The organism is Paenibacillus sp. J23TS9, from assembly GCF_018403225.1.
GTDB lineage: Bacteria > Bacillota > Bacilli > Paenibacillales > Paenibacillaceae > Paenibacillus_AQ.
Genome location: NZ_BOSG01000001.1, coordinates 570885 through 594965, shown reverse-complemented (window position 1 = coordinate 594965; position 24081 = coordinate 570885). Strand labels below are relative to the sequence as shown.

24 protein-coding genes and 1 pseudogene are annotated in these 24081 nt (G+C 42.3%); 4 read left to right on the top strand and 21 right to left on the bottom strand.

Annotated elements, in window-relative coordinates:
* The first annotated feature begins 91 nt into the window (after window positions 1-91).
* Complete coding sequence (prli42, locus tag KJS65_RS02865) at window positions 92-193, top strand: stressosome-associated protein Prli42 (protein WP_136606271.1); 102 nt, start codon at window positions 92-94, stop codon at window positions 191-193.
* Window position 194: 1 nt separating this feature from the next.
* Here the strand turns inward: prli42 and lipB are convergent, their stop codons facing one another.
* The 5 genes from lipB to lpdA all read right to left on the bottom strand — a co-directional run bounded on the left by lipB (window position 195) and on the right by lpdA (window position 5915).
* Complete coding sequence (lipB, locus tag KJS65_RS02860; protein ID WP_213648481.1) at window positions 195-893, bottom strand: lipoyl(octanoyl) transferase LipB; 699 nt, start codon at window positions 891-893, stop codon at window positions 195-197.
* Window positions 894-938: 45 nt separating this feature from the next.
* The gene (locus KJS65_RS02855) at window positions 939-2297 is read right to left on the bottom strand and encodes a dihydrolipoamide acetyltransferase family protein (RefSeq protein WP_213648480.1); all 1359 of its coding nucleotides are present in this window, start codon (window positions 2295-2297) and stop codon (window positions 939-941) included.
* 20 nt (window positions 2298-2317) lie between these two features.
* Window positions 2318-3304 (bottom strand): alpha-ketoacid dehydrogenase subunit beta, encoded by a 987-nt coding sequence (locus KJS65_RS02850; RefSeq protein WP_213648479.1) that lies wholly within the window; start codon window positions 3302-3304, stop codon window positions 2318-2320.
* Window positions 3295-4335, bottom strand: a complete 1041-nt coding sequence (locus KJS65_RS02845) for a thiamine pyrophosphate-dependent dehydrogenase E1 component subunit alpha (RefSeq protein ID WP_136606275.1) — start codon at window positions 4333-4335, stop codon at window positions 3295-3297. Before KJS65_RS02845 ends, KJS65_RS02850 begins: the two co-directional genes overlap by 10 nt.
* A gap of 158 nt (window positions 4336-4493) precedes the next feature.
* Window positions 4494-5915 (bottom strand): dihydrolipoyl dehydrogenase, encoded by a 1422-nt coding sequence (gene lpdA / locus KJS65_RS02840; protein WP_213648478.1) that lies wholly within the window; start codon window positions 5913-5915, stop codon window positions 4494-4496.
* A gap of 206 nt (window positions 5916-6121) precedes the next feature.
* Between lpdA and KJS65_RS02835 the strand changes: the two genes are divergently transcribed.
* Entirely contained in the window at window positions 6122-6424 is a 303-nt protein-coding gene (locus KJS65_RS02835) for a DUF2627 domain-containing protein (RefSeq protein ID WP_136606277.1), read from the top strand.
* Window positions 6425-6467: 43 nt separating this feature from the next.
* Here the strand turns inward: KJS65_RS02835 and KJS65_RS02830 are convergent, their stop codons facing one another.
* Window positions 6468-6800, bottom strand: a complete 333-nt coding sequence (locus tag KJS65_RS02830; RefSeq protein ID WP_213648477.1) for a hypothetical protein — start codon at window positions 6798-6800, stop codon at window positions 6468-6470.
* 95 nt (window positions 6801-6895) lie between these two features.
* Window positions 6896-7108: a hypothetical protein gene (locus tag KJS65_RS02825; protein WP_213648476.1), complete on the bottom strand. Its 213-nt coding sequence runs from the start codon at window positions 7106-7108 to the stop codon at window positions 6896-6898.
* Window positions 7109-7293: 185 nt separating this feature from the next.
* On the opposite strand from KJS65_RS02825, the gene KJS65_RS02820 reads away from it, so the two are divergent.
* The gene (locus tag KJS65_RS02820; RefSeq protein WP_136606280.1) at window positions 7294-7884 is read left to right on the top strand and encodes a thymidine kinase; all 591 of its coding nucleotides are present in this window, start codon (window positions 7294-7296) and stop codon (window positions 7882-7884) included.
* A gap of 25 nt (window positions 7885-7909) precedes the next feature.
* On the opposite strand, the gene KJS65_RS02815 is transcribed toward KJS65_RS02820, so the two are convergent.
* The 3 genes from KJS65_RS02815 to KJS65_RS02805 form a co-directional block, all read right to left on the bottom strand.
* The gene (locus KJS65_RS02815) at window positions 7910-9010 is read right to left on the bottom strand and encodes a hypothetical protein (RefSeq protein WP_213648475.1); all 1101 of its coding nucleotides are present in this window, start codon (window positions 9008-9010) and stop codon (window positions 7910-7912) included.
* A 116-nt stretch (window positions 9011-9126) separates the two neighbouring features.
* On the bottom strand, window positions 9127-10227 hold the full coding sequence (locus KJS65_RS02810) for a carboxypeptidase regulatory-like domain-containing protein (protein ID WP_213648474.1): 1101 nt from the start codon (window positions 10225-10227) through the stop codon (window positions 9127-9129).
* Between the two features lie 93 nt (window positions 10228-10320).
* Window positions 10321-12111: a pyrroloquinoline quinone-dependent dehydrogenase gene (locus tag KJS65_RS02805; protein ID WP_213648473.1), complete on the bottom strand. Its 1791-nt coding sequence runs from the start codon at window positions 12109-12111 to the stop codon at window positions 10321-10323.
* 723 nt (window positions 12112-12834) lie between these two features.
* On the opposite strand from KJS65_RS02805, the gene KJS65_RS02800 reads away from it, so the two are divergent.
* The gene (locus tag KJS65_RS02800) at window positions 12835-13224 is read left to right on the top strand and encodes a cupredoxin domain-containing protein (RefSeq protein ID WP_136606284.1); all 390 of its coding nucleotides are present in this window, start codon (window positions 12835-12837) and stop codon (window positions 13222-13224) included.
* 70 nt (window positions 13225-13294) lie between these two features.
* On the opposite strand, the gene KJS65_RS02795 is transcribed toward KJS65_RS02800, so the two are convergent.
* From KJS65_RS02795 to KJS65_RS02745, 11 genes and pseudogenes are all read right to left on the bottom strand, one after another.
* Window positions 13295-13516: a DUF3006 domain-containing protein gene (locus KJS65_RS02795; RefSeq protein WP_244864351.1), complete on the bottom strand. Its 222-nt coding sequence runs from the start codon at window positions 13514-13516 to the stop codon at window positions 13295-13297.
* Between the two features lie 9 nt (window positions 13517-13525).
* Window positions 13526-14410, bottom strand: coding sequence for a ComEC/Rec2 family competence protein (locus KJS65_RS02790; RefSeq protein ID WP_213648471.1), 885 nt, complete (start codon window positions 14408-14410; stop codon window positions 13526-13528).
* 18 nt (window positions 14411-14428) lie between these two features.
* Window positions 14429-15280: a stalk domain-containing protein gene (locus KJS65_RS02785; RefSeq protein WP_213648470.1), complete on the bottom strand. Its 852-nt coding sequence runs from the start codon at window positions 15278-15280 to the stop codon at window positions 14429-14431.
* A 151-nt stretch (window positions 15281-15431) separates the two neighbouring features.
* Window positions 15432-15941, bottom strand: a complete 510-nt coding sequence (locus KJS65_RS02780; protein WP_213648469.1) for a metallophosphoesterase — start codon at window positions 15939-15941, stop codon at window positions 15432-15434.
* Between the two features lie 123 nt (window positions 15942-16064).
* Complete coding sequence (locus KJS65_RS02775; protein ID WP_213648468.1) at window positions 16065-16241, bottom strand: hypothetical protein; 177 nt, start codon at window positions 16239-16241, stop codon at window positions 16065-16067.
* 91 nt (window positions 16242-16332) lie between these two features.
* A complete protein-coding gene (locus KJS65_RS02770) occupies window positions 16333-17358 on the bottom strand; it encodes an anti sigma factor C-terminal domain-containing protein (RefSeq protein WP_213648467.1) in 1026 nt (341 codons plus the stop codon).
* Window positions 17348-17827, bottom strand: a complete 480-nt coding sequence (locus KJS65_RS02765) for an RNA polymerase sigma factor (RefSeq protein ID WP_213648466.1) — start codon at window positions 17825-17827, stop codon at window positions 17348-17350. Before KJS65_RS02765 ends, KJS65_RS02770 begins: the two co-directional genes overlap by 11 nt.
* 257 nt (window positions 17828-18084) lie before the next feature.
* A pseudogene (locus KJS65_RS02760) lies at window positions 18085-18207 on the bottom strand (sporulation initiation factor Spo0A C-terminal domain-containing protein); the annotation flags it as partial.
* A gap of 305 nt (window positions 18208-18512) precedes the next feature.
* Complete coding sequence (locus tag KJS65_RS02755; protein ID WP_213648465.1) at window positions 18513-19421, bottom strand: HNH endonuclease; 909 nt, start codon at window positions 19419-19421, stop codon at window positions 18513-18515.
* A gap of 3 nt (window positions 19422-19424) precedes the next feature.
* Window positions 19425-20906 carry an AAA family ATPase gene (locus KJS65_RS02750; RefSeq protein ID WP_213648464.1) on the bottom strand — a complete coding sequence of 494 codons (1482 nt, stop codon included), beginning with the start codon at window positions 20904-20906 and terminating at the stop codon, window positions 19425-19427.
* A gap of 86 nt (window positions 20907-20992) precedes the next feature.
* Complete coding sequence (locus KJS65_RS02745) at window positions 20993-23740, bottom strand: DEAD/DEAH box helicase (protein WP_213648463.1); 2748 nt, start codon at window positions 23738-23740, stop codon at window positions 20993-20995.
* Window positions 23741-24081: the final 341 nt, after the last annotated feature.

Below are 24081 nucleotides of genomic sequence, written 5' to 3'. Positions count from 1 at the left end.
CATGGTTAAGTTACAATAAACATAGCAGCCTGTCTATCAAGATCAAAGTCATACTGCAATCCATATATCTTCAATCTGTAAAGGAGTAACTATGCAAAATAAAAAATGGTTTCGTGTTTTTATTTACCTGATGCTGATCGCCATGGTTGGCTCCGTTATTTTCGGAGTGGTTGAATCCCTGATCGCCCGCTGATTCAGCGGGCTGTATCAGTTACTTCTTCCCCAGTCAACTCATACGAAAAGACTTCGGTAAAGAAAGGCATGATTTCTTTCGCAACCTGTTCGACAGTAAAAGATTCACCCGTGCATTCTTCCAGTGAAGTCACACCGAAATCCTGAATTCCGCAAGGGATGATTCCCTTAAAGCCCTGATCTTCGATACCTGCCTTGATGTTAAATGCGAACCCGTGGCTGGTTACAAACGCACGGCGACTGCGGCATTTATTAAATTTGACCCCGATTGCGCAAACCTTCAAATCCCCAACCCACACACCTGTATACTCAGGCTTACGTCCCGCCTCAATTCCATGGTGCTTTAAATAGTTGATAATGACTTGTTCAAGGCTGCGCAAATACCCGTGAAGATCCAGTCCTTCTCCTTCCAGCAGAAGCAAAGGATACCCTACAAGCTGGCCAGGTCCATGGTATGTAATATCACCACCGCGATCGATTTCAAATAAGCCGATGCCCTTCTCCTCCAGCTCTTGTTTGCTAAGAAGCAGATGCTCCGGATGTCTTTGGGAACCAATGGTATAGGTTGGCGGATGCTGCAAGAGCAGCAGGGTATCCTGCTGCTCTCCAAGGTCAATGCTTTTTACGATTGATTTTTGCAAATCCCATGCTGCATCATAACCCATCATCGGCGTATAGGAAACATTAAGTGCTTTGCTCATGAATGATTCACGCCCTCTCCCTGATGATGAATGCACTACCGGTTTTTAATAAACTTTGGTATCCAGCGTATAGGCTTCGATGTTTTCCTTGACACGCTGCAGGAATCGTCCGCAGATAACCCCGTCGAGAATCCGGTGATCCAGGGACAAACAGATATTGGCCATGGAGCGGACCGCGATCATATCATTAATGACAACCGGACGCTTGACGATCGATTCGAATGTCAGAATAGCCGCCTGAGGATAGTTGATAATCGGATAGGACAGGATGGAACCGAATGAACCCGTATTGTTGACGGTGAAGGTACCTCCCTGCATATCGTCAAGCTTCAGCTTTCCTTGGCGGGTCTTCGTAGCAAGCTCTTCGATCTCCCGGGCCAAACCCGCAATATTTTTCTGATCCGCACGTTGAATGACAGGAGTCATAACCGAATCTTCCGTACCGACAGCCAGCGAAATATTGATATCGCGTTTAACGATAATTTTATTCACGGCCCATACGGAGTTCATGATCGGATAATCCTTGATCGCATTAACAACAGCCTTCAAGAAGAATGCCAGATACGTTAAATTATAACCTTCTCTGCGCTTAAATTCATCCTTCAGCTTGTTGCGCAGCAGCACGAGGTTGGTAACATCCACTTCCACCATTGTCCAAGCATGCGGAATTTCGGACACACTCTGACGCATGTTGGTTGCAATTGCGTTGCGAAGCGGAGTAACATCAATTAGCGTCTCACGCTCGCCGCCTCTTTCCACCTCTATAGGCGGGATTTTAGGATTCTCTGTCATATGCAGACCCGAATTTCTTTCCGGTGCCGGAGGCCGCGGAATATACTGTTCAGGCGTTACCGCGGGATTCGCATGCGGCAGATCCTTAAACGGTGACGGTGTCTCTTGTTGACCCTGACCAGCTGCTGCTTGCGAAGGGCTTCCATTGCCCCCCTTTTCCACAAAGGCAAGGACATCCTTACGGGTGATCCGTCCACCCATGCCGGTTCCCTGTACAGCACTTAAATTGACTCCATGCTCGGCAGCCAAAGACTGAACCGCCGGCGAATAGCGGCTTCTCATGGACTGGTCACCGGCATTACCGGCTGGAGCATTGCTCGGAGATTCCTGAAGAGGCTGAGCCGGAGCAGGAGCCTGGCCGGCAACAGCCATACGGCAAATAATCTCGCCCACACCAATTTTTTGGCCTTCTTCTGCGATTAATTCGGCCATCACCCCATCCACTGTAGAAGGGATTTCGGCGTTAACCTTATCGGTTATAACCTCACAAATCGGTTCGTACTGCTCCACCTTATCTCCAGGCTGCTTCAGCCACTTGGCAATGGTTGCCGAAACCAGCGATTCGGCCAGCTGCGGCATCACCACATCGGTTAACTTTTGATTTTCTGACATGTTTTCACCCCTAAGCTTCCCTAGTAGATTGCCAATTGACGCATGGCTTCTTTCACTTTGTCTTTGCTCAGCATATAGAACTTTTCCATCGGCGGGCTGATCGGCATTGCAGGCACATCCGGGCTGCAGCAGCGCATGATCGGGGCATCCAGATCAAACAGGCATTCCTCGGAAATGATAGCGGCTACCTCGGCACCAACGCCGCCAGTTTTATTATCTTCATGAACAATCAGTACCTTGCCGGTCTTACGGACGGCTTCGATAATGCTGTCGCGGTCCAGCGGCTGCAGTGTACGCAAATCGAGAATTTGGGCGGTAATCCCTTCTTCCTTCTCCAGCTCTTCCGCAGCCTGCATGCAGAAATGAAGCGGCATGCTGTAGCCGATAACGGTAATATCCGCTCCTTCTCGCAGCACATTTGCTTTACCGATCGGAACGGTATAATCGTCGAGAGGCACATCACCCTGTATCATTTTGTAACATTTTTTATTCTCGAAAAAGAGCACCGGGTCCGGGTCCTGAATGGCCGCCTTGAGAAGTCCCTTGGCGTCATAAGCTGTGAACGGAGCGACAATTTTAAGGCCAGGTGTACCAAAGAATATGGATTCAGGACACTGGGAATGATACAACCCCCCGAAAATGCCTCCTCCAATCGGAGCTCTGACAACAATAGGACAGCTCCAGTCATTATTGGAGCGGTAACGGATTTTGGCTGCTTCGCTGATAATTTGGTTCGTCGCAGGCAGCATGAAATCAGAATACTGCATTTCCGCTATGGGCTTCATGCCAACCATCGCGGCTCCAATAGCCACACCGGCAATCGCAGATTCAGCCAGCGGCGTATCCATAACCCGCTCCTCACCGAACTGCTCCATCAGGCCTTTGGTTGTCGTGAACACACCACCTTTGACACCGACATCTTCACCGAGAACAAATACAGCTTCGTCTTTCTCCATCTCTTCCTTGATGGCCAGACGGATCGCATCGATATATTCCATTACTGCCATGTGGTTTCCCCCTCTTTACGATCATCCGCGTAGACATGAAGCATCGTGTCTTCCGGCTTCGGAAATGGCGCATTGTCCGCATACTCGGTTGCATCCTTAATTTCTAGCGCCAGCTGTTCCAGAAGATCCGCTTCCTTCGTCTCATCCCAAATACCGCAGTTCATCAAGTAAGCTTTAAAGCGGGCAACACCGTCATTCTTCCAATTTTCTTCTACTTCTTCTTTGGTCCGATAAGCCAGATCATTATCGGAAGTGGAATGCGGAGACAGGCGGTACATCATCGCTTCGATCAACGTCGGACCTTCGCCACGGATCGCCCGTTCACGAGCTTCCTTGACCGCACGGTAAACAGCAAGTGCATCATTGCCATCTACGCGGATACCAGGGAATCCGTAGCCCAGGGCGCGGTCGCTGACCTTGCCGCTAATCTGTTTATGAAGTGGAACCGAAATGGCATATTGATTGTTCTCGCACATAATGATGACAGGCAGTTTATGCACGCCGGCAAAGTTACAGCCCTCGTGGAAATCCCCCTGGTTGCTGGAGCCTTCACCAAATGTTACAAAAGAGACCAGCTCCTGCTTTCTCATCTTGGCAGCCAGTGCAACGCCTACTGCGTGAGGAACCTGCGTCGTTACGGGACTTGATCCAGTGACGATCCGCAGTCTTTTGGAGCCGAAGTGGCCCGGCATTTGACGACCGCCGCTGTTCGGATCCTCTGCCTTCGCGAAAGCGGAGAGCATCAGTTCACGAACGGTCATGCCTACGGTTAAAACAAAACCATAATCGCGGTAATACGGCAGGAAATAATCCTTTTCCCGATCCAAAGCAAACGCGGCAGCCACCTGTGCGGTCTCCTGCCCAACGCCCGAAACGTGGAAGTTAATTTTACCTGCCCGCTGCAGCAGCAAATTACGCTCATCAAACTTTCGTGCGAGCAGCATATATCTGTACATGTCAATCACTTGTCCGTTGCTGAGTCCAAGCTGCTCATGCTCATGTCCTGTTCCAACAGTACCTTGTTCATTCATGGGAGGTACCTCCTTATTAATAAAGCCTTCGACCAAATTCTTAACCTGCTATTAAAACCTGGTACTAAGACTTGGGTTAACCTTATTATAATCCTTTACGCCCCAAAAAGAAAAGAAGGTTTTATAACTTTTCTCTGCCGCATGTTTCACTTTCCGGTTTACATCCCAATCGACAAACCATCCACAGCCAGCATGCCTTCCCCGATAACCTCAGCAAGCGTGGGGTGAGGATGTACCATCTGCCCTACTTCCCATGGTGTCGCATCCAAGAGCTGTGCCAGGGCTGCTTCACTAATCAGGTCAGTCACATGGGTACCGATCATTTGAACTCCAAGAATGTCATTGCTCCTAGCATCAGCTACAACCTTGACAAATCCCTCTTTGCTGCCATGTACCAATGCCTTGCCGATCGCCTGAAACGGGAACTTGCCAACTTTGACTTCCATTCCTTTTTGGCGTGCTTCCTTTTCCGTTATACCTACGCTCGCCACTTCAGGCCGGGTATATACACAGCGCGGAATCATATGCTGCGGAACGGGATGAACCGCTTCTCCGGCAAGATGATTCACGGCTGCGATACCTTCATGGCTGGCGGCATGGGCCAACTGCAAACCTCCAATGACATCTCCGATCGCATAGATATGAGCTTCACCGGTTTGCAGATGCTGGTTAACCGCGATGAAGCCGCGTTCAACCCGAACATCTGTGTTCTCCAGGCCGATGTTTTCTACGTTGGCTTGTCGTCCGACAGATACCAGAATACTTGAAGCAGTAAGTGTTTCTGTTTTTTCACCCTTACTTACATCAATTCTAACTTGTCCGTCCTCAATCTGGTATGTATCTGTCTGTACCGTGCTGCCCGTGTGTATGATGACTCCGCGCTTCACAAGAAGCTTTTGCAGCTCACGCGCCACATCCTCATCTTCGGCAGGGAGCAGTTGGTTCGCGGTTTCAACCACAGTGACTTGAACGCCGAAGTCATTCAGCATGGAGGCCCACTCGACTCCAATCACGCCGCCGCCAATAATAATGATGGATTGTGGAAGCTCGTCCATGACAAGCGCATCATCACTTGTTAGAATATAACGGCCATCCGGTTCAAGTCCCGGAAGATGGCGTGGACGTGAGCCTGTTGCGATAATCAGATTCGCAGGTACGATTGTTTCCATCTCGCCATCTGCCAGCTCGACGGCTACAGCTCCGCTTTTCGGTGAGAAAATAGAAGGACCGATCACCCGTCCTTTGCCCTGAAGCACTTGAATCTTATTTTTCCGCATCAGGTACTGCACTCCCTGGTGCAGCTGATCTACAATGGCAGATTTCCGGCTCTGCACCTTGGGGAAAACCAGAGTCGCTCCAGAGGTCTCAATACCGTAACTTTCGCTTTCACGAATTTCCGCATATACTTCAGCACTCCGCAGAAGCGATTTGCTTGGAATACAGCCGCGGTGAAGGCAGGTGCCTCCCAGTTTGTCCGCTTCAATGATGACGACCTGTTTGCCGAGTTGAGCGGCACGAATTGCAGCTACGTATCCTCCGGTTCCTCCGCCAAGCACAGCTACATCACATGTTATTGTCATGTTCAACCCCCACATTTATTATTAATTTGTAATTATGAATTTCATTTTTACTGAGCAAATGCCATGAATCTGTATTCATATACCTTTTATATTGTACTCTCTTTTTCCTTCATTACAAATCGGAATGGCTGATGAAATGGACAGAAGTTCATGAAAACGGTATGATATAATTAAGCTAAAAAGAACGACAGGAAGGGATTTTCCATATGAAATTAATGATTTCCCGATTCATAGCCATTCTTATTCTTGTTGTGCCTGGACTGATGGCCATGACAGGTTTTTTATTTATGAAAGACGCCGTATTCGCGTTCTACTCGGTTCATGGTGATGCGAGCATATCCAATCCAACTTTTGGATGGGGCCATTTCATACTCGGCTTACTGTTGTTCCTGATCGGCATGAGCTTTCTTGGCGGATGGATTTTGTACCGGGACCGCAAACGGAATTATGTCGGACCAAGATTCAAGGAAAAGCGCAAACCCAAGCCTCCCGCACAGCCAACTTCATAAGCACAACAAAACCCCGCCGCATTTTCATTTGTGGTGGGGTCTTTTAAATTTTACGGGTTGGTTGAGACAAGGTCGTTAAATGAGTGTTAAAATCTGGTCCGCTTGCGATGACATCCAGAGCCAAATCTTCTTGCTCTTCCCTTTCCTTATTACCTAACACCGGCAGCGCAGTTAGAGTATTGCTGGTAAGAATTACTTTTAACTCGTTATTTCGATTGTAAAGAACGGACTCCACGACAAAAAAGCCGGACAGAAGAGCGCCTATAACGGCAATCTGCTGGGGGCTTAATTCCACCGCCAATGCTGAAGATCGAAGCGGCTTCTTTTTGGGAGGAGCATTGTAATTACGCTGCGGCTTCTTTCTGGAACGGCCCACTTCATCACCCCGCCATATCTGATGTACTCCTTTTACAGGATATAACGGCAGAGCGGAATTGGTGTATCTTAATCAGAAAATAACTGCTGCACCCTTTATTCGTACAAAGCATCCTTCAGCTTTGTCGACATTCTCGATCCCTTATTTGTGCTTTTCAAAATCGTTCTGCGTAAAGCATAATTCTGCTGGATTGTAGTGCTTAAGTCCTCCAGCATTTCATCCAGAAGCGCTTTTACTTCCGGTGCTTGCTCAATGTCTTTCGATATCCCGGATATTCTTTCCTTATACTGTTCAATCTTCTCAAGCATGACTGCATTCCTCCGTAATCACTTTGACTTTCCTTCTCTAACCTTACCACTTTCTCCCCTGAAGACGCCAGTACGCAAAAGTCTATAGCCACTCCCAAAAGATTATGGTACTCTATAAAAGTCGCCATTTTTCGTGATTCTTCATCCTATGAAAGACCTGCTTCAAGTGGGAAAGGAGCATAAAAGTGAATAGAGGACGGATTACCGTAATTACGGGACCTATGTTTAGTGAAAAATCAGGAGAACTGATCCGCAGATGCCAAAAGCTGGTTCAATACGGACGGAAAAAGCTGGTTGCCTACAAACCTGCTGAGGATCAGCGTTATGCGAAGGATGAAATCGTCAGCCGTATCGGTTACAGACTGCCGGCCATTTCCATCCCGAAGCATCTCACTGATGAGCTTACGGCTAAAATTATCAGCGAAACAGCCGATGCAGATGTGGTTGCTTTCGATGAGGTGCAATTCTTTAACAAACCGATCCTCGGAATTGTTGAAGAGCTGGCGTACCGCGGCAAGCATGTCATAGTAGACGGCTTGAATCTGGATTACAGAGGCAAAGAGTTTGGGTTTATCGGCGGACTGCTTGCTATGGCGGATGATATTCAGCAGCTGACCGCTTTTTGCGCGGTTTGCGGCAGCCCCGAGGCTGTCTTTACGCAGCGGATTGTCAACGGCAAACCCGCCCCGCACGGCTCGATCATCCTGATCGGCGATTCTGATGATTATGAACCTCGCTGCCGGAACTGCTTTGTTCCTCCCCACAAAGTTCAATAAGATCAAAAGAATAACGAAAAGCTCTTCATTTCGAAGAGCTTTTTTGCTGTGCCTGTATATGATCAGGTTCGTAATTCCGTGGTGCCGGAATGAACTCCGAAGGTATGACATCTTTTGCTTGGATAGGATTTTCCCTAAATATCCTGACTTTTGTTTCGTAAAAATAGGGCTTTTCTTCCCACACCTTCTTCGGCATCGTAAGTATGAACGAACCATCCCTCGTCGGAACGGTCGAAGAATAATCTACCGGTGACCCGGAACGGACACCAATCATGATCCCCTGATAGACGGCACCTGGAAGCAATTTCATTCGCAGCATATCTGTATTGCCCTCTATCATCGTTCCCTGCTGCGGGAGGGTAATGTCTGTCTCCAAACTCGTTTGATGCGGAATAGGGATATAGACATCTTTTTGAAGCTCATACGTCTTTTCATCCATTTTCACTTGCAGACTGACTGCTTGAATATTTTGGGGAATTGCTTCTATGAGATAATCCCCCTGCTTGCCTGAAGGCTCTGAGGCAATCAAGGGCTCCTCCTTATCGTCTCCCCAAAGCTCCACGACAGCACCTGAAACCGGCTTGCCGTTACTGTCCTTAATGATGCCGTACCATCCGTACCTGTCAAACATCAGCCCCGGGAAAAAGGTTTTCATTTCCAGCTGTGCCTGAGCGTGGATTTCAACTTGATCCGGATCAGCTGCAGAAATATTGACTTGGCGTACTTTAATCGGATAGGCGATTTGCAGCTCCGCTTGTTCCTTCATTAATGTAGACTGCATAACTTTGCTCATCGGTTTACCAGACACAGTGGCTTCTTTCAGCGATTGAATATGCACCAGAACCTTAAGCGGCTGGCTTTGATCCAATAATGCACTAAAATCTCCCTCACCGTTTGTTTTCACCGTTTTAATGGTTGATATGGCAACTAGCGCATGGGTCACTGGTTGTCCATCCATAAGTACTTGTCCATGAATGGTGGTCATATGTGAGTTATCCATTTGCCAGGCCTTGACAGGCAATTCTGTATTCATAAGCTTGATTTCGCCATGATGTTCCTTTTCATTAGCACTGCAACCAACGAGCATCATCAGCACAATGAGCATAAGCATTCCAGTTTTTTTCATGTCCCTCTTCACTTTGTAAATGAGATTTGGTTTGATTTTTAAATACCCCAATCTGGCAAGAAAGACAGGGATAATTTTCCCTGCCTTTCTATAGGTTCTCTAGATTTTGATCTTCTTTAAGATTTGGGAGTTTCAGCCTTAATATGCGTCGGATCTTTGGCAGCCGGCTTTTGCAGCTGGTCCGATGACATCGTATCGCCAGGCTTGATTTCCTTCTCGATAAACCGGCTGAAGTTGGTTTCATAGAATGTCGGTGACTTTTCCCATGCTTCTTTCGGTAGAGTCAGGATGAATTCTCCCTTCTCATCTGGTATCGTCACCTGATACTTCACATCATCGCTTACATCCAAGCCAACCATAATACCGGTATACAGTGCACCTGGAGCCTCTTTACTGACAAGAGTTGGCGGCTCATCCTTAATGTAAGTTCCGTCTTTTGGCAAAGTGATGTTGGTTTCGATACTCGTTTCATCCGGGAAGAAATACACCTTATTCGGAGGCAAGGTATATTTAACCCCATTGTAGCCTACTTCCAGACTGATTTCTTCATCATCCTCCGGAATATAGTACATGCTGTATTTTCCGTCTTTATCTGTCGGTGTGGACTTGGCAAAGCCTTCACCACCGTCACGCGTGATCCATACCACTGCATTTTCAGCCGGCTTGTTATCCGCATCTTTTACGGTTCCATGAATGCTATATTTATCCTCATGAACGACCGGCCATTGTTCGCCGTCCTTCATCTCTGCTTTGATGTGGACATCTACCTTGCTGGAATCTTTGGCATTCACGCTCGTACTCTGCACTTTTAGCGGATAGTACACTTGGAGGGGTGTTTCTGCATTCAGCAGCTTCTCCGATTCCTTCTTATCGATATCCTTACCATCGACTTTAGCTTTATCGAGCGATGTTACCTTAATGTTCACCGTTGAAATCAAGCTTTGATCAACCAGCATTTCAAAAGAGCCGTCTTTATCTGTTATCACAGTGTGATTATTGTTACCAACCTTCACTTCCGCGTTTTCAACCGGCTTATCACCGATCATCAACTTGCCCTTTACAGGTTTCGTATGAGAATAATCCATGCTCCATTGTTTGACTGGAAAGGATGTCTGGTCAACATTCAGCTTTGCATCAGCAGCTTCTTTACCGCTGCCGCAACCCACTAGTGAAATGGCAAGCACTCCCAAAATGGAAAGTTGTGATATTTTACGCATTCTTTTTGGCTCCCTTCCTAACTGCTCCTATATGTAACACAAGGACAGGCTGTCAAATGCTCACAACCTGCCCACTGTGTTTATAACAATAGATTATTTCTTGGAGTGTGCGCTGCTGTCGTCAGCACTGCCTTCATGACCTTGCGTTTTATCTCCGCCAAGACCAAAGACCATAATTTGCGGTTTGGAACCACCTGTCGTTTGAACAAAGTAGTCCTTGCCGTCCACAGTAAAGAAGGAAGGTGCAGCACCGATGTTGTCACCCGTTGTTTGGAAGGTCCATACGAGTTTACCAGTTTTGATATCCATCGCGTTCATTTTACCGTCAAGTTCACCATAGAAAGCAAGACCGGCGCTATTGCTAGTAAAACCGCCTCTCATCATATCGGTGGTTTTGTTTTGGTAAGCCACTTTACCTGTGTTCATGTCAATTGCGGTAATTGTGCCATAGGACTTGATATTATCTGGAGCTGCTCCCATGGTTGTACCAAAAGCTTTGGCTCCAACGTAAGCATCATTGTACGCTTCATCCGTTGATTTTGCGGATTTAAGAACATTTGGTGCTTCGATACCAGGGATCAGAACAAAGTTAGATTCTGGATCATAGGTTTCTGGCGCATAGTTTTCGCCACCAAGTGTGCCTGGGTATACCAGAACGCCTTCAGGAGTTGGTTTTGGATGGTCGATTTTTGCAAAAGGTACGCCGTCATAGATGACTTTGCCTGTTGCAGCATCCCATGCCCACCATTGTCCGGATTTACCGCCTTCAACAACAACCTTTTGCTGTTTGCCGTTCACCGTTGCATTCATCAGCATTGGAGAAGCAGCTGCGTCATAGTCCCAAAGATCATGGCTGATTTCTTGCTTAGCCCATTTCAATTTGCCCGAAGCTGCATCAACAGCAACAACAGAGTCTGTGTACGGGTTCGCACCAGGACGGTCCTCACCATAGAAGTCAGGAGCCGGGTTACCTACGGAAAAGTACATGATTCCGGTTTCTTCATCGATGGTTACAGGGCACCATACTGCGCCGCCACCTTGGTATTTGTTGCCTGCGAGCCAATCTTGGCCTTTAGGTGGTACAGTCCAGAATGGGGAATCCCAGGCAGGAGTCAGGTCGCTGGCTTTGTAAGCCATCACGAAACCGCGTGCGCCGTTATCGCCACCGCTGCTGCCGATGTAGATGTTTCCTTTATAGTAAATTGGAGCTGTTGTTTCATAGTAGCCGTTCGCGAGAGTTACTTCAGGCATCGTATTGGAAATTGGCTCCATTTTAATCAGCTTGCCCGTTTTTTGATCCAGTGCAACGACGTTGTTGTCGATGGTCAGCATGAATACTTTACCTTCAGCTACCGCTACACCACGGTTTGCAACAATGCCCGCTTTTTTGAAATTAGCCGCTTGAGCTTCGTCCGGTTTCCAATGCCACAGCTGCTTGCCGCTAAGCGCGTCAAAGGCGAACACCTGGCTGCCGCTGACCGATACATATACCACACCGTCAGCTACAACAGGATAACTTTGGTTACCGTTCAAAATGGAACTATCTATTTTCTTGAAATCAGCAGACCAGATAACGCCGAGATCCTTGGCATTGTCCGCTGTAATCCCTTTGTATGGAACATGGCGTGTATTGCCGAGATCATAACCCCATGTCGGATAGTTTTCAAACTTTTTGTTTCCTGCAGTCGCATCCCCCAGTTTGGAAGTAATTCCATAAGCGCTGTCCTTCGAATCCGTGCTGGTGTTGGAATCTGTTGTTTTTGCAGTCGAATCGGTTTGTGATTTCGTGTCATCCGCCTTTTTATCATCTGCAGCGTTTCCACAAGCAGATAGCAACATCGTTGCAGCGATGATAGCACTAGCTAATTTCATTTGATGTTTCACAAAAATACCCCCTAATAATTAATATAATTGCTAATTACCTTGCAGCCCACAATATAGCAGCATCATTTCAGCCCTTTATTCAAACACATGCAAAGGAGCCCAAACAATATTATGTAAGGGTGATCTTCATGGTCAAATATCTTGCTTGATCGCATGAAATTTGAATTTCAGCGGTTTATATTGATCTACTTATTTGAAGACTACGCAGTAACTTTCCAGATGCATGATAGACGCACAGCTCCGATGTTTGCTATGTTCATCAAGCGACTTTCTTTTTTACACCTTACAAACGTCTTACATGAATCAAGCAGATAGGGTTTCCGTTTTTTCGATACCGTCCTTGGATCTTCATTAATGAATCGGTTCATTAAATATCTGTTCAGGCTGCATCCAATAAAGGAATCTGCTTTTCATTACCCCTTTTCTTTCCGTTGCAAACTAAAGTAAGCAATGTTAATAAAATTACAAATAATGCTACCAAACGTTAAGTAGCATACTCCTCGTTAACAAATTCGTCAATAATTGATCTTATTACATTTTTGTCATATGATTTTTATCATGGATTTTTCGATGGTTTGAAAATTCAAATAACATTAAATATCATCTTGATTCTGTATATTCAATTTATTTTTATGTTGACACTGACATACGAAAAGCGTAAACTCGTGTTTTGTAATGGTTAATCAACTTAGCCACATAGATAAAAAGGGGAGGCACATAGAAATGAAAAAGAAATTATTTTCTCTGATCGCTGTCGCTGCTCTTTCTGCAACCGTTCTTGCTGCATGCGGCAACGATGATTCCAGTTCCAGCAGCGCATCTGATTCTTCGTCTACTGCAGGCGGAGCTACAAAAGAAATCACTGTAAACGCAAAAAGCTTTGAGTTCACACCATCCGAAATCAAAGTGAAAAAAGGCGACAAAGTGAAGTTGACTTTCAAAAACACTGAAGGTGCGCATGGCCTTGAAATTCCCGAGTACAATGTGAACCTGCAAAAAGATGGCACAGCCGAATTTACTGCTGACAAAGCCGGTAGCTTTGACTTTGATTGCTCCGTAATGTGCGGTGCTGGTCACGATAACATGACTGGTAAATTGATCGTAGAGGAATAATATATTTATTTGTCATATATCTTTCATTTAAGCAAAAAACTCTTCAACTTTTAAAAAGTTGAAGAGTTTTTTAATCTTCCCACACATCATCCATCATTTTTTTGATTTCTTCGCTGCGTGTACGCGTTAGTTCGGGGTTAGGGAGCCACTTATCTCCATTCCACTCCACAACATCGCCCTGCTTCACATCGGAAGCAACTTTGATTTTCGGAATGTATTCTACGCTTCCGTCAATTTCAATCTTGCAGTACTCTTCTTCAAATCCTTCGACATATCCTTTATGCCCTTTCACATGAGCCACTCACCTTTCTGTGACAATATGAAGTGAATTCCCGTCCGATGTAATTTCAATGGTTCCCTGTTTGTCGTTACGGTAAACCTCGACCCCCTGCTTTTGCAAACGACTTAACACCGTACTTTTGGGATGACCATAGGTATTATCTTTACCTACCTGAATAACTGCATATTTAGGATTTACTGCTTTCAAAAATTTCAAGGTTGTGGATGAGTTAGAGCCATGATGGCCCACCAGCATGACATCTGCCTGCACATCCGCACCCGAAGCGAGCATTGCTTTTTCACTTTCAGCTTCAGCATCACCTGTCAGCAGAAATGAATTTTTGCCATAGGTAATCTTAACCACAGCGCTCATATTATTCGTATCCTCGTAGGTACCCTTTGGAGCAAGCATTTCCACATGCACCTGATTATCCAAATCCCAGGATAAACCTGCTTTGGCCGTCTTGACTTTGAGTCCTTTGTTCTTAATCGACTGCAACAGGGATTCAAAGGTTTTCGTATTGGATTGCACCTTGGGCATATATATGGTGGTAACCGGGATATGGTCAATGACCTTATCCAGACCTCCGATATGGTCCGCATCGGGATGCGTTCCAATGACAACATCAAGCTTGGATATACGGTATTTTTTCATGTAATCCAGCATCGTTTGTTCCTTGTCATTATTGCCTGCGTCGATCAGCATTGTTTTCCCAGAAGGAGTGACCAAAAGCTGCGAAGCACCCTGCCCCACATCCAGAAAATATACCTTTAACTTCTTTCCGTCCACTGAATCCGATTTTCCGGTATCCGGGACACTTCCTATGCTGCAGCCTGAAAAAGTGAATATACATATTGCCGCAAGCATGGAAATAATCATTGTGTATGTACTCTTAGATGTTTTCATATACTTCCTTTCACGCGTTTAAGAACGATATTCCGGATATAATTCAAAGGTTGCATTTTCGGCTTGGAATAAGCCATTTTTAAAAGAATATTTCAGATGTATATCACCCACAAATTCCGCAGGAGAAACCTGAACTGCCGTTGTAGCGGTTAATACTCCATCCTCTACAGTATACCGCATTATACCACCGATGCCCGGCTTATCGCCAAGATATTCTTTTTCAGTCATCAGAAGCTCCGAGGGAATGGTATAATGATTCGCTTGAAGCGTTATTTCAAGCCCCTTCGCGGTATAATTGCCACTAAACTGCTTTAAAAACACCGTATTGGCATCTTCGACAGGAATCAAGTCTCCCTCAGCAGTATACACAAGAACATTGGACTGGTAAACTCCGGTACCATACCCGGTGGTCAGAATAATGACGATTTCCTTTTTCCCATCTCCATCCAGATCTTGCGTAGCAATGAACGGTGCGTAAGAGGGATTCGTTACATTGTATCCAGGTATACTGCGGCTAAATACAGGAGTCTGGATTTGAAGTTGGTCAAAGGTTCCCGTTTCAGTCTCGTTCCCTGTAATATGAACGGTTTTATCCTCGGATTCGCCTATCGTAACTCCCGAAATATTGTCTACCGAAACGGTATTGCTTTTCTCGTCATAGGATACTTTCTTGCCAAACAATTGACCAAGTTCTTTTAACGGAAGCATGACGATCCCGTCCACCTTTTGAGCTGCTTTCGCAGTTACAAGCTCAGTGCCATTCAGCATGATTTTTATAGGATTGGCCTTTGCCAAGGCCATAATTGATGTACCGGATAACAAAACGACAGCGGCCGCCGAAGCAGCGATCATCCATTTTTTAAAAGTCAACGTGAAGCTCCTCTCTTCATCGCATAGCACAGCTTTTGTGTAAAGCTGCTACCCTATATCCATACTATGTTTTTTAGGGAAGCTTATCCAGCCAAAAGTTTGTAACCTTTACCAGTTGGCCGCTGTGCTTGTCTTCACGTGCACCTATGTTTTACTGCTCCTCGTTTGCGACCAAGCTGCTCTTGATCTCTTCAAAAGAAACAGGTTTATAGTCCCATAGCTCCACACTGGCATTGAAATAATGCTGTCCCTCGTATTTCTGACTATGAATATGTCCGTGAATATTCACGTAGGGCATATGTTTATTCATATACATCGGTTCATGGGATAAAATGAAAAAAGACTGGAACACAATCGGATATTCACTTACTTCATTAAAACCGGCATCCAGCCACCATGCCTTGCTTCGTCCACGGTCGTGGTTGCCCAGAATCAGAAACTTATTCCCGTTTAATCTGTCCACAATAGTCCGCGTCTTTTCTTTATTATAAAATGAAAAATCGCCGAGATGAAATACCTTGTCCTCTCCGGATACAACGGTATTCCACTGATTAATCATATACTCGTCCATCTCTTCGGCATTTTGGAATGGTCTGGATTCAAAATCGATAATTTTCTGATGACCAAAATGATGGTCTGAAATCACAAATACACGGCTCATTTTCCATTTCCTCCCTTATTATATATCCAATTATAACCTAGACTCTTTCACTTTTTTCAAACTTTATGGAATAAGTATATAAAAAAGCACCATCTTTGCGGAAAAAGATGATGCTTCCTCTTTTCAACTGATAAAATAACTTTGTTCTAATTCAACCTCTTCTACCCATACATCCTTAATAGCTGCATCTCGTAGGTTCATCCATACATCATAATAGTCTTTGGTCATATATACCTTCATCCGAAATCTTTTCCCTATATTAAACTTTACTTTATAACCAACAATCTTCTCTTCTGACATTGAATCTCCTAACCCCCATGAAACAATCTAGATAGGAGTAGTTTAACATATCCATGTTCTTATGAAAAACGGATGCAAATTCAATGCAGAATCAATACTTATCAACAATGGCTCCCAATACGGCTGCACGAACATAACTCTTCGTCTGTAAAGCTTGCAATGATTCGGGGCTTCCCGTAACGACAACACCAATGTTATGCACATCGTCTTTTGTCGGCTCGGCTTTGCTGCCTCTTAATTTATCGAAAATCTGGTGATATTCAAAGTCGTAATTCCCTTTTAACTTGAGACCGGCATGGATGAACGCAATGAACTTTTCCTCATTGTTCTCAAACTTGTCCTCCTGATCGGCATAGGCAGAATAGCCGAACACATTGCTGCCGGATATCGGAAGATAAGGAACATTTCCTAAATACTTCACATAATCGGCAGAATACGTATCGACCCAGAACCATCTGGCATGGACACCAGCAGGAAGCATGGCACGGATTTCTTTGGAAGTGTAGCTTCGGTCGAAAGAGATGGATAGCTCTACTCTTTTTTTCGGGTCAATCTGTCCCAGCTCGGTGACCTCTTTCAGCATTTTGGTATATTGAACCGCCGGATGATAGAACAACAGCTCTCTTTGTCCATTTTGCATGTTATAGGATCTAGCGAAATTCATGCCCTGCTCTACCATCTTCGGATCCGTTACGCTCAGTGGAGAGTACCCGCCATTATACAATGAAAAATGGTTAAGAACATTGTATTGTATCTTCTTCTCCGACCAAGGAAGCGGAATACCTTCGATGATTTTATAGGCTTGGAATTCTGCCGTTCCGCTCCAGATGCCGTCCACGGATTGAATGTTGCCGAGATTCACATTAGGATCCGAAATTTGTTTGTAATGGTACATGTCGTTATAAGCGGCATTCAGGCTGCGGGATAACAGTACCCGGTTTGCGATGAGCAAGCCCAGCACAACCAAGACCGCGCATATGACTGAAATGATAACGTTCCGCAGCATTGTTTTTCTTTTCGTTTTTTTCAGCAGCCTGTGAAAATCCTTCTCTTCACTCTCTCCGAGCTTTCCGAGCTTTCCAAGCTCATCCAATTCATCTGAAAAGTCATGGTTCATATCCGCATTCTCCTTCATAGATCTTTTTGAACGTTTTTCGTGCCCGATATAATTCCGTCTTAATCCGCTCGGACTTCACATTCATCAAAATGCCGATTTCCTCGTAAGACAAACCCATTTCGTACTTCAAAATGAGCAGCTGCTTGTATTTATGCGGAATTAGATTCAGAAGCGCCCTGATCTCCAGACTCTTCTCCTGCCTTAAATACTCGTTTTCCGGGGAATGTTCATCCTGCAGGGACACCGATTCGATCGAAATCGTCTTTCCTCTTCTTGCTTCTTTCCTGTATAGATCATAGTATTTATGGGTGGCCACCTTAAAAAGCCAGGACGTGAATTTGACCGGATCGATTGCTTCCACATGCTCGATCCCCTGCATCAGGGTATCTTGTACGATTTCTTCAGCATCCGGCGGACGTGCGCCGATCCGGATTAAATAACGCTTGATGACATTTCCCCTTTGGATCAATTGTTTGATTAATGCTTCATTGATGATCGCCCGCTCCTTTCTACTGACATAACGAAGAAAAAGACTCCTATGTATACAAAAAACAAAAATGATGCACAAAAATAGTTCAGACCTTCTGTTATCAACACAACGCAAAAAACCGCCGTTCATTGGATTTTCACGAAACCCAATCAACAACGGTCTTGGAAAAGTTTATCATAAAATGCGTGCATTGATTTAATTAAAATATGTTTGCTCTCTCAAAGCCCCTAACCCTTTCAGGACACCTTATGCTCGATTCTCAGCTTGTCTGCGACCATCGCGATGAACTCGCTGTTCGTCGGCTTAGACTTGCTGATATTGATCGTGTAGCCGAACAGGTGGCTGATGGAATCGATGTTTTGCTTGCCAAATCTATGTATCATATTCAATTTTCTCGTTATTTATCGGTTTGGAAGTAAAAGATTAATTGGTAAAAATGATTTCAGTATTACAGTAATATTTTGATTGATTTTTGTCAACTCCGTTCGATGTTGTTGATAATGGAAACAAATTAAAAAAACTTGAGTGTACTAGGACTTAGATTAATAATCTTCATAATTCAATTATTTATAATATTAATAAAATCGAACACACTATTTCCTCAAAATACCGCGTCAGACATTCCGCCAAAAGCTTGATAACACTGTACTTTTCAATGCTTTTCTTACTTTACAATATGTTTCAAATGAAAATAATCTCTAAATTCAGGTTCTTTAACTCTATCAAAAAATAGAGCATTACCTTTAATCTCCTCTAAAAATGATGTTCTCCAAAAATTCCTACCATACATTCTAATGTGGTTATCATAGTCATCGTTTAATGACTCTTGAATCACTTCAATTCTAGCGCCATGATAAACCTTATCCATAATCACAGAAATTTGTTCTTCGATCTTCTTACTAAATTGTTTTGTAAGATCGAGTTTGGTGTAATGGCTTTCAATAACTCGATAAGTCTCAATTGGGATTACTCCAGTATTTTGAATAGCAAAAGTTATTAGAGGTGCAAAATAATATTCATCCGTCCTTTCATTATCAAAGCGAGTATTACAAAAAAGATACTTCTGTAAATTGTCAATATTATCATAGTACATATTAATGAATAACCTCTGACCATCTACACCTAACCAGCGGTCATTTTTTTTACTATTACAATATGAACAACAGGGAATAAGATTGGGTGGAAATACTGAATACTCAGGAAAATCACTTATTGGTAGATAATGATCAATAGTTCTCGGAGAATCAAGACCACAGTACGGACAATTATTTTTGTGCTGCGGAGTCTGGATTTCTATTATTTGAGTTACTACCCTTCCTTCAAAATATCCGTTCGGATTTCTTGAATAACAGCTTTCCAATGCCACTTTATCGTTCTCATCTGTAATTGTACTGATACTTAGTAGCTCTAAATTATTTGTCGTCGCTAAATAGTCATCATACCGTTGAAAAACTGTTCCTTCTAAAGTACATAGTCTATCATATTTATCCAATGTATTAACTCTATTTACATTATTCTTTAAGGTTGAATATATATCCATCGCATCTAATCTAGGAGGTACTAGCTTCTTCATTAGCTACTCCTCCTCTCTTTGTACACGAACAACATTGTTTAGATATGTGAGTGCATTAAAGCTTAGTCCATTTACAAACAATGCCATAATATTTCCTTTAGTTTTTCCATCATTGATTTGATCACTAAGCCAAGTCTTATAATTGCTCTCATGTTCTCTTACTTCAAATAGATCACTTGTGATAACACTAATACTTTCACCGAAGGTTTCTATGTAAGGCTTATTGATATATGTTGAATTTTCACTACGGTAAAATACATTTATATATCTTGAAGGTATTTCTTGAATTATTAATGGGGAGTGAGTAGCAATAACCGCATATGCATTAAACTTCTCTAGAGTTGCGTATAACATTTTCATATATTTTCCAATTGCATTTGGATGAAGGTGGATTTCAGGTTCATCAATAAATAAAATTGAATCATTTTCAATATGTTCAATAATATTGGTTATACTAAGCAATATTACTTTCTGTCCAGAACTTAAAAGAGAGTCTATACTATACTGAACATCTTTACCATTAGCTTTAGCTTCTGCAATTTCCTGAATTAGTGAAATATCATCTTTATTAAAGAACTCAAGCATCAGATCATACCATTTATCTGTATACCCTCTAAAAGCAACACGTGAAAAGCTTTCGTAAAAGTTACGCTCAATACCTTGTAATTCTAACAGACCATCTTTGGTTTTTAATCCACAATATACATAACTAAAAAATATGTTTCCAAGATCTTCTTTTTCGTCAAATGGTTTATAAAAGTCATCATATGCGCTAAAGGATACAACAATTACTTTACTGAATGAAGGTCTCTCTGGGATAAATGAATCTTCATTAGGTTGTAGTAAACCACTCATTTTTGCACTTAATTCTCTTAATACTTTAGTTTTACCTGTAGCATTTTTCCCAACTAAAGCATTAATGCGATAAGGAAGGTTAGATGATTCAAAGTCTAAATTAATTACATGCTTATTAGAAGCATTCTTTAATAGACAGCTAAAATTAAATTTTAAAACCTTCTCGATTGTTTGGTTGTTAAAAATTTCTGCAGCCTCTTTATATGCTTTAACTGCATCGCTAAATCTTAATAAGGATGATCTAAATAAATTATTCCTCTTAAATTGTTCAGCTACATCTGAATTGATGGCTGCATCACGTAAAGCATTAAAAATATCATTTTGTTCTACCGCTGGTATCGTTTCACGTATTTTTTTATAAAACTTTACATCTTGACCAAGGGCGCAGTAAGTTTCATCAAGTTGAGTAAAATATCTATCTAAATGTCTTCTTGTAACCCCGCCCTTAGTTGTCATAATTTTTATATCACCTAACACAGTAAACTCACCATTTCTCTGATAATACTTTGCATGGAATAGAGTTTCTGCTATAAACATATCGTCCCAATTATCAGTTACTAATACAATACAAGGAAAGCGATCTCCTACATCATCTGGAAGCCATCCATTATCACTTACAAAAAAATGCATTTTAATCACCTCTATTTATGTCGATATTTCAATTTTTTAAAACTAAAAGATCGTGAATAATCATATGTGATTGCTTATCGCCAAAATCATCCTTTGAAGTACTTATTAATCTTTGAAATATTTAAATAACCCTTAGATTCAACTAAAAAATTTGTGACGCCCTCAGAACTAAGTTCTCCTTCTTTTACTCGAACAAACAACTCTATTAAAGCATACAAAGGAACTAACTTGAAATTGTGTTTCTTACCCAAATGGCTTGCTTGGTCAATAGCCAACTCTTGGAAATCGGGTCTTCCTAAGCATACATAACCATCTGGGTCTAACCGTGCTGATTGCGGTATAACATCCCCTGCCTTTTTTGAATCAATATACTTAGTCTTGTCTTCCTTTGCTGTTACTTGAATAGTATACTTATGTCCATTACCAAGAATCATTAAAAGATCAGGTTCACCTTTGCTTTGCTCTGAGATTCTATCCACTGTACCATCAATGAAATCCACATTAAACAACTCACATAGTTTGTGTTCAAATTCAAGTCCTAGTACATTGTATAAACTTTTAATTAATGTAGAATCTAAACCTAATTTTTCAATCCTAATAACATGATCTCTTTCCCAGAACTGCGAGTTCCTATCTCTATTATCGTTGATAGCTTTGATAACCTTATCAACTTTTGTAGGGTTTATTATACCTTTAAATTCTGATGTATCCTTCTCCAAAAACTCATCCAAAGCCACTAATCCGGATTCGACCAATCTTATTTTCTCTTCTCGTGTTAGATAATTAGATAGGGTATTTAGGAAATGACTTTTTAGTGTCGATCTATTTGAAACACATTTATTTAGTCGTTCTATTTCACTTGTAAATTCTGGTTTTATCACGTTCGAAATCTGATAAACCACATCTAGCATCCAACTCAAATTAAGCGAAACGCTCCTAATACTAGCTGATGTAAAACCAAAACTTTTTTTAATGGTAGATAGACTATTCTCACTATAAAGTATATCTTTGACTAACAAAACCATTGAGAATGATGCACATAATGATTTAGTTAATGGTCTTCCAATATTTGCGAGCCTTTCATACTCTGATAGATAGACTCCTGTCATCTCACCATTGGCATGTTCTTCTCTAAGACGAACTTGTATCTTATATTTAAGCTCTTGATTATCCCATCTAATTCTGTAGAACTTACCATTAATCTCCTCTGTTTTTGATAACAAGTATATGAGTTCAAGATAATTAAGTTGAGTTATCGTTTGTATATGCTCTACTAGCAATGAAAATGATTCTATTGAACAACCCATGGAAGCACATACTTTTCCCAATTCAGTTATTGTAATTTTAGCATGTGAAGACTGCTCAAACAGTCCATATGTTAAACATATATCTATTCCTTTATTTATGTGATCTATAATCTGTTGCTTTGCAATATCATTATCCCAAGAAAGAGCCGCGTAACTTTTAAAAATGAAATCAGTAATGTTTTCAACACTATCTCCATATCCTGATGCTACTACATCTAACACCCGTAAGCTAATATCCTTGCCTTCAAATGCTGATGTAAATTCCTCTAAAGGAGCCTTCAAATAAGTTCTTTTAATAAATTCACGTTCTACTGCATTTTTAGCTAAGAAAATCCCCCTACCAAAATCGTTTTCTATTCCATAACGACCCGCACGACCAAATATATTTCTCACCTCTCCTACACTCCAATTTACAAGCGTAGGGGTCGCACCTGCTACATCCCATTTCTGATGGTCTGCAAGTATTACAGTCTTACAAGGAAGATTGACCCCCATTGAAAGAGTAGTAGTTGAAACTAATATCTTAATATGTTTCTCTTTAAAACCTGCTTCGACCAATCTACGCTCGTTAATATCGCAGTCAGAATTGTGAAATGCAATAGAATTTCTGAGTGTTACTAATAATTCGTCACGTATTTCAGTTTCAGGCTCTTCTCTAAGTCGACCAATTACTTTTGACGCTGCTGGCATTCTCGAAAAATAACGTGCTAAATCTTTGGCTACTTGTTGCGTTGATGGAACTGAGTTCTTGATAATAATAATTTGTTCATCCTTGCCCACTAAATATTCAATTAAGCCATATAAGTCAGTAGCATTTATTTGCTCTTCATCAATTAATGATGTATTCCATTCCTTATATTCAAATTTCCCATTTGTAAATAATACTCCCTGCCTTAATTCCACAGGTCTTTTATCTACCTGTATTACCTCGGCTCCAAGCCATTTATCAAAACCATTTAGCGAGCTTAGTACTGCACTTAAAGCTATAATTTGGGTTCTTTTACTAGACTCTTTTATTTTAGTCAATAATAGCTCCAAATTTCCCCCTCGTTGTGGGTCGCTCATCATTTGAACCTCATCAACAATAACACAATCACAGTTATTTAACATACTAGGGCTGGCTATTAGCATTCCCGAAAGTTTCTCATAAGTCATTACTGCTATATGATAGTTTCCAACTCGAATATAATCATCATCATCTCTATGATCTCCATCTGAAATTCGAATATTAAACCCTAGATCGTAATATTTTTCTTTAAAATCTTCAAATTTTTCATCTGCTACAGCTTTAAATGGTACTAAATAGATAGTTTTTTTATTTGAATATGAATATTGAATAGCAGCCATTTCGCCTATAAAAGTTTTTCCAGAAGAGGTTGGAGCAGCAATCACCAAATTCTTCCCACTAAATAAACCTTTATTAATTGCCTCTTCTTGAATTGGTGTTAAATCACAAAAACGAGCCTTCTCCCACATATCAATTACATCTGCTGGGAAATCAAAATTTAGCAATTCTCTAATTTCCATAAGACACCTCGTTAATTTTCTATTAAAGTACACTTCCAAAAAATCAATACCTAGAAAAATAGATAGAAAAATAGTTCTATATTACCAGTTAAAACGTACCACATTTATACTTTATATGATATATAAATACAATAAAGACAGCCGGAGTGACTGTCATTAATCCATTCAATTTTAATTATCCAAACACAGCAACCGCATTCAGACCAGTAACAATCGCCCCACTGAAATTCCAATTTCCAAGTGGGTGGCTACTTCCGCTGGAGCTGGAAAACCTTAAATGTCCTCTGTCTGCTGTGAAGTAGTTACTTCCCTGATAGAATAGCTGGAGATCACCAACGCTC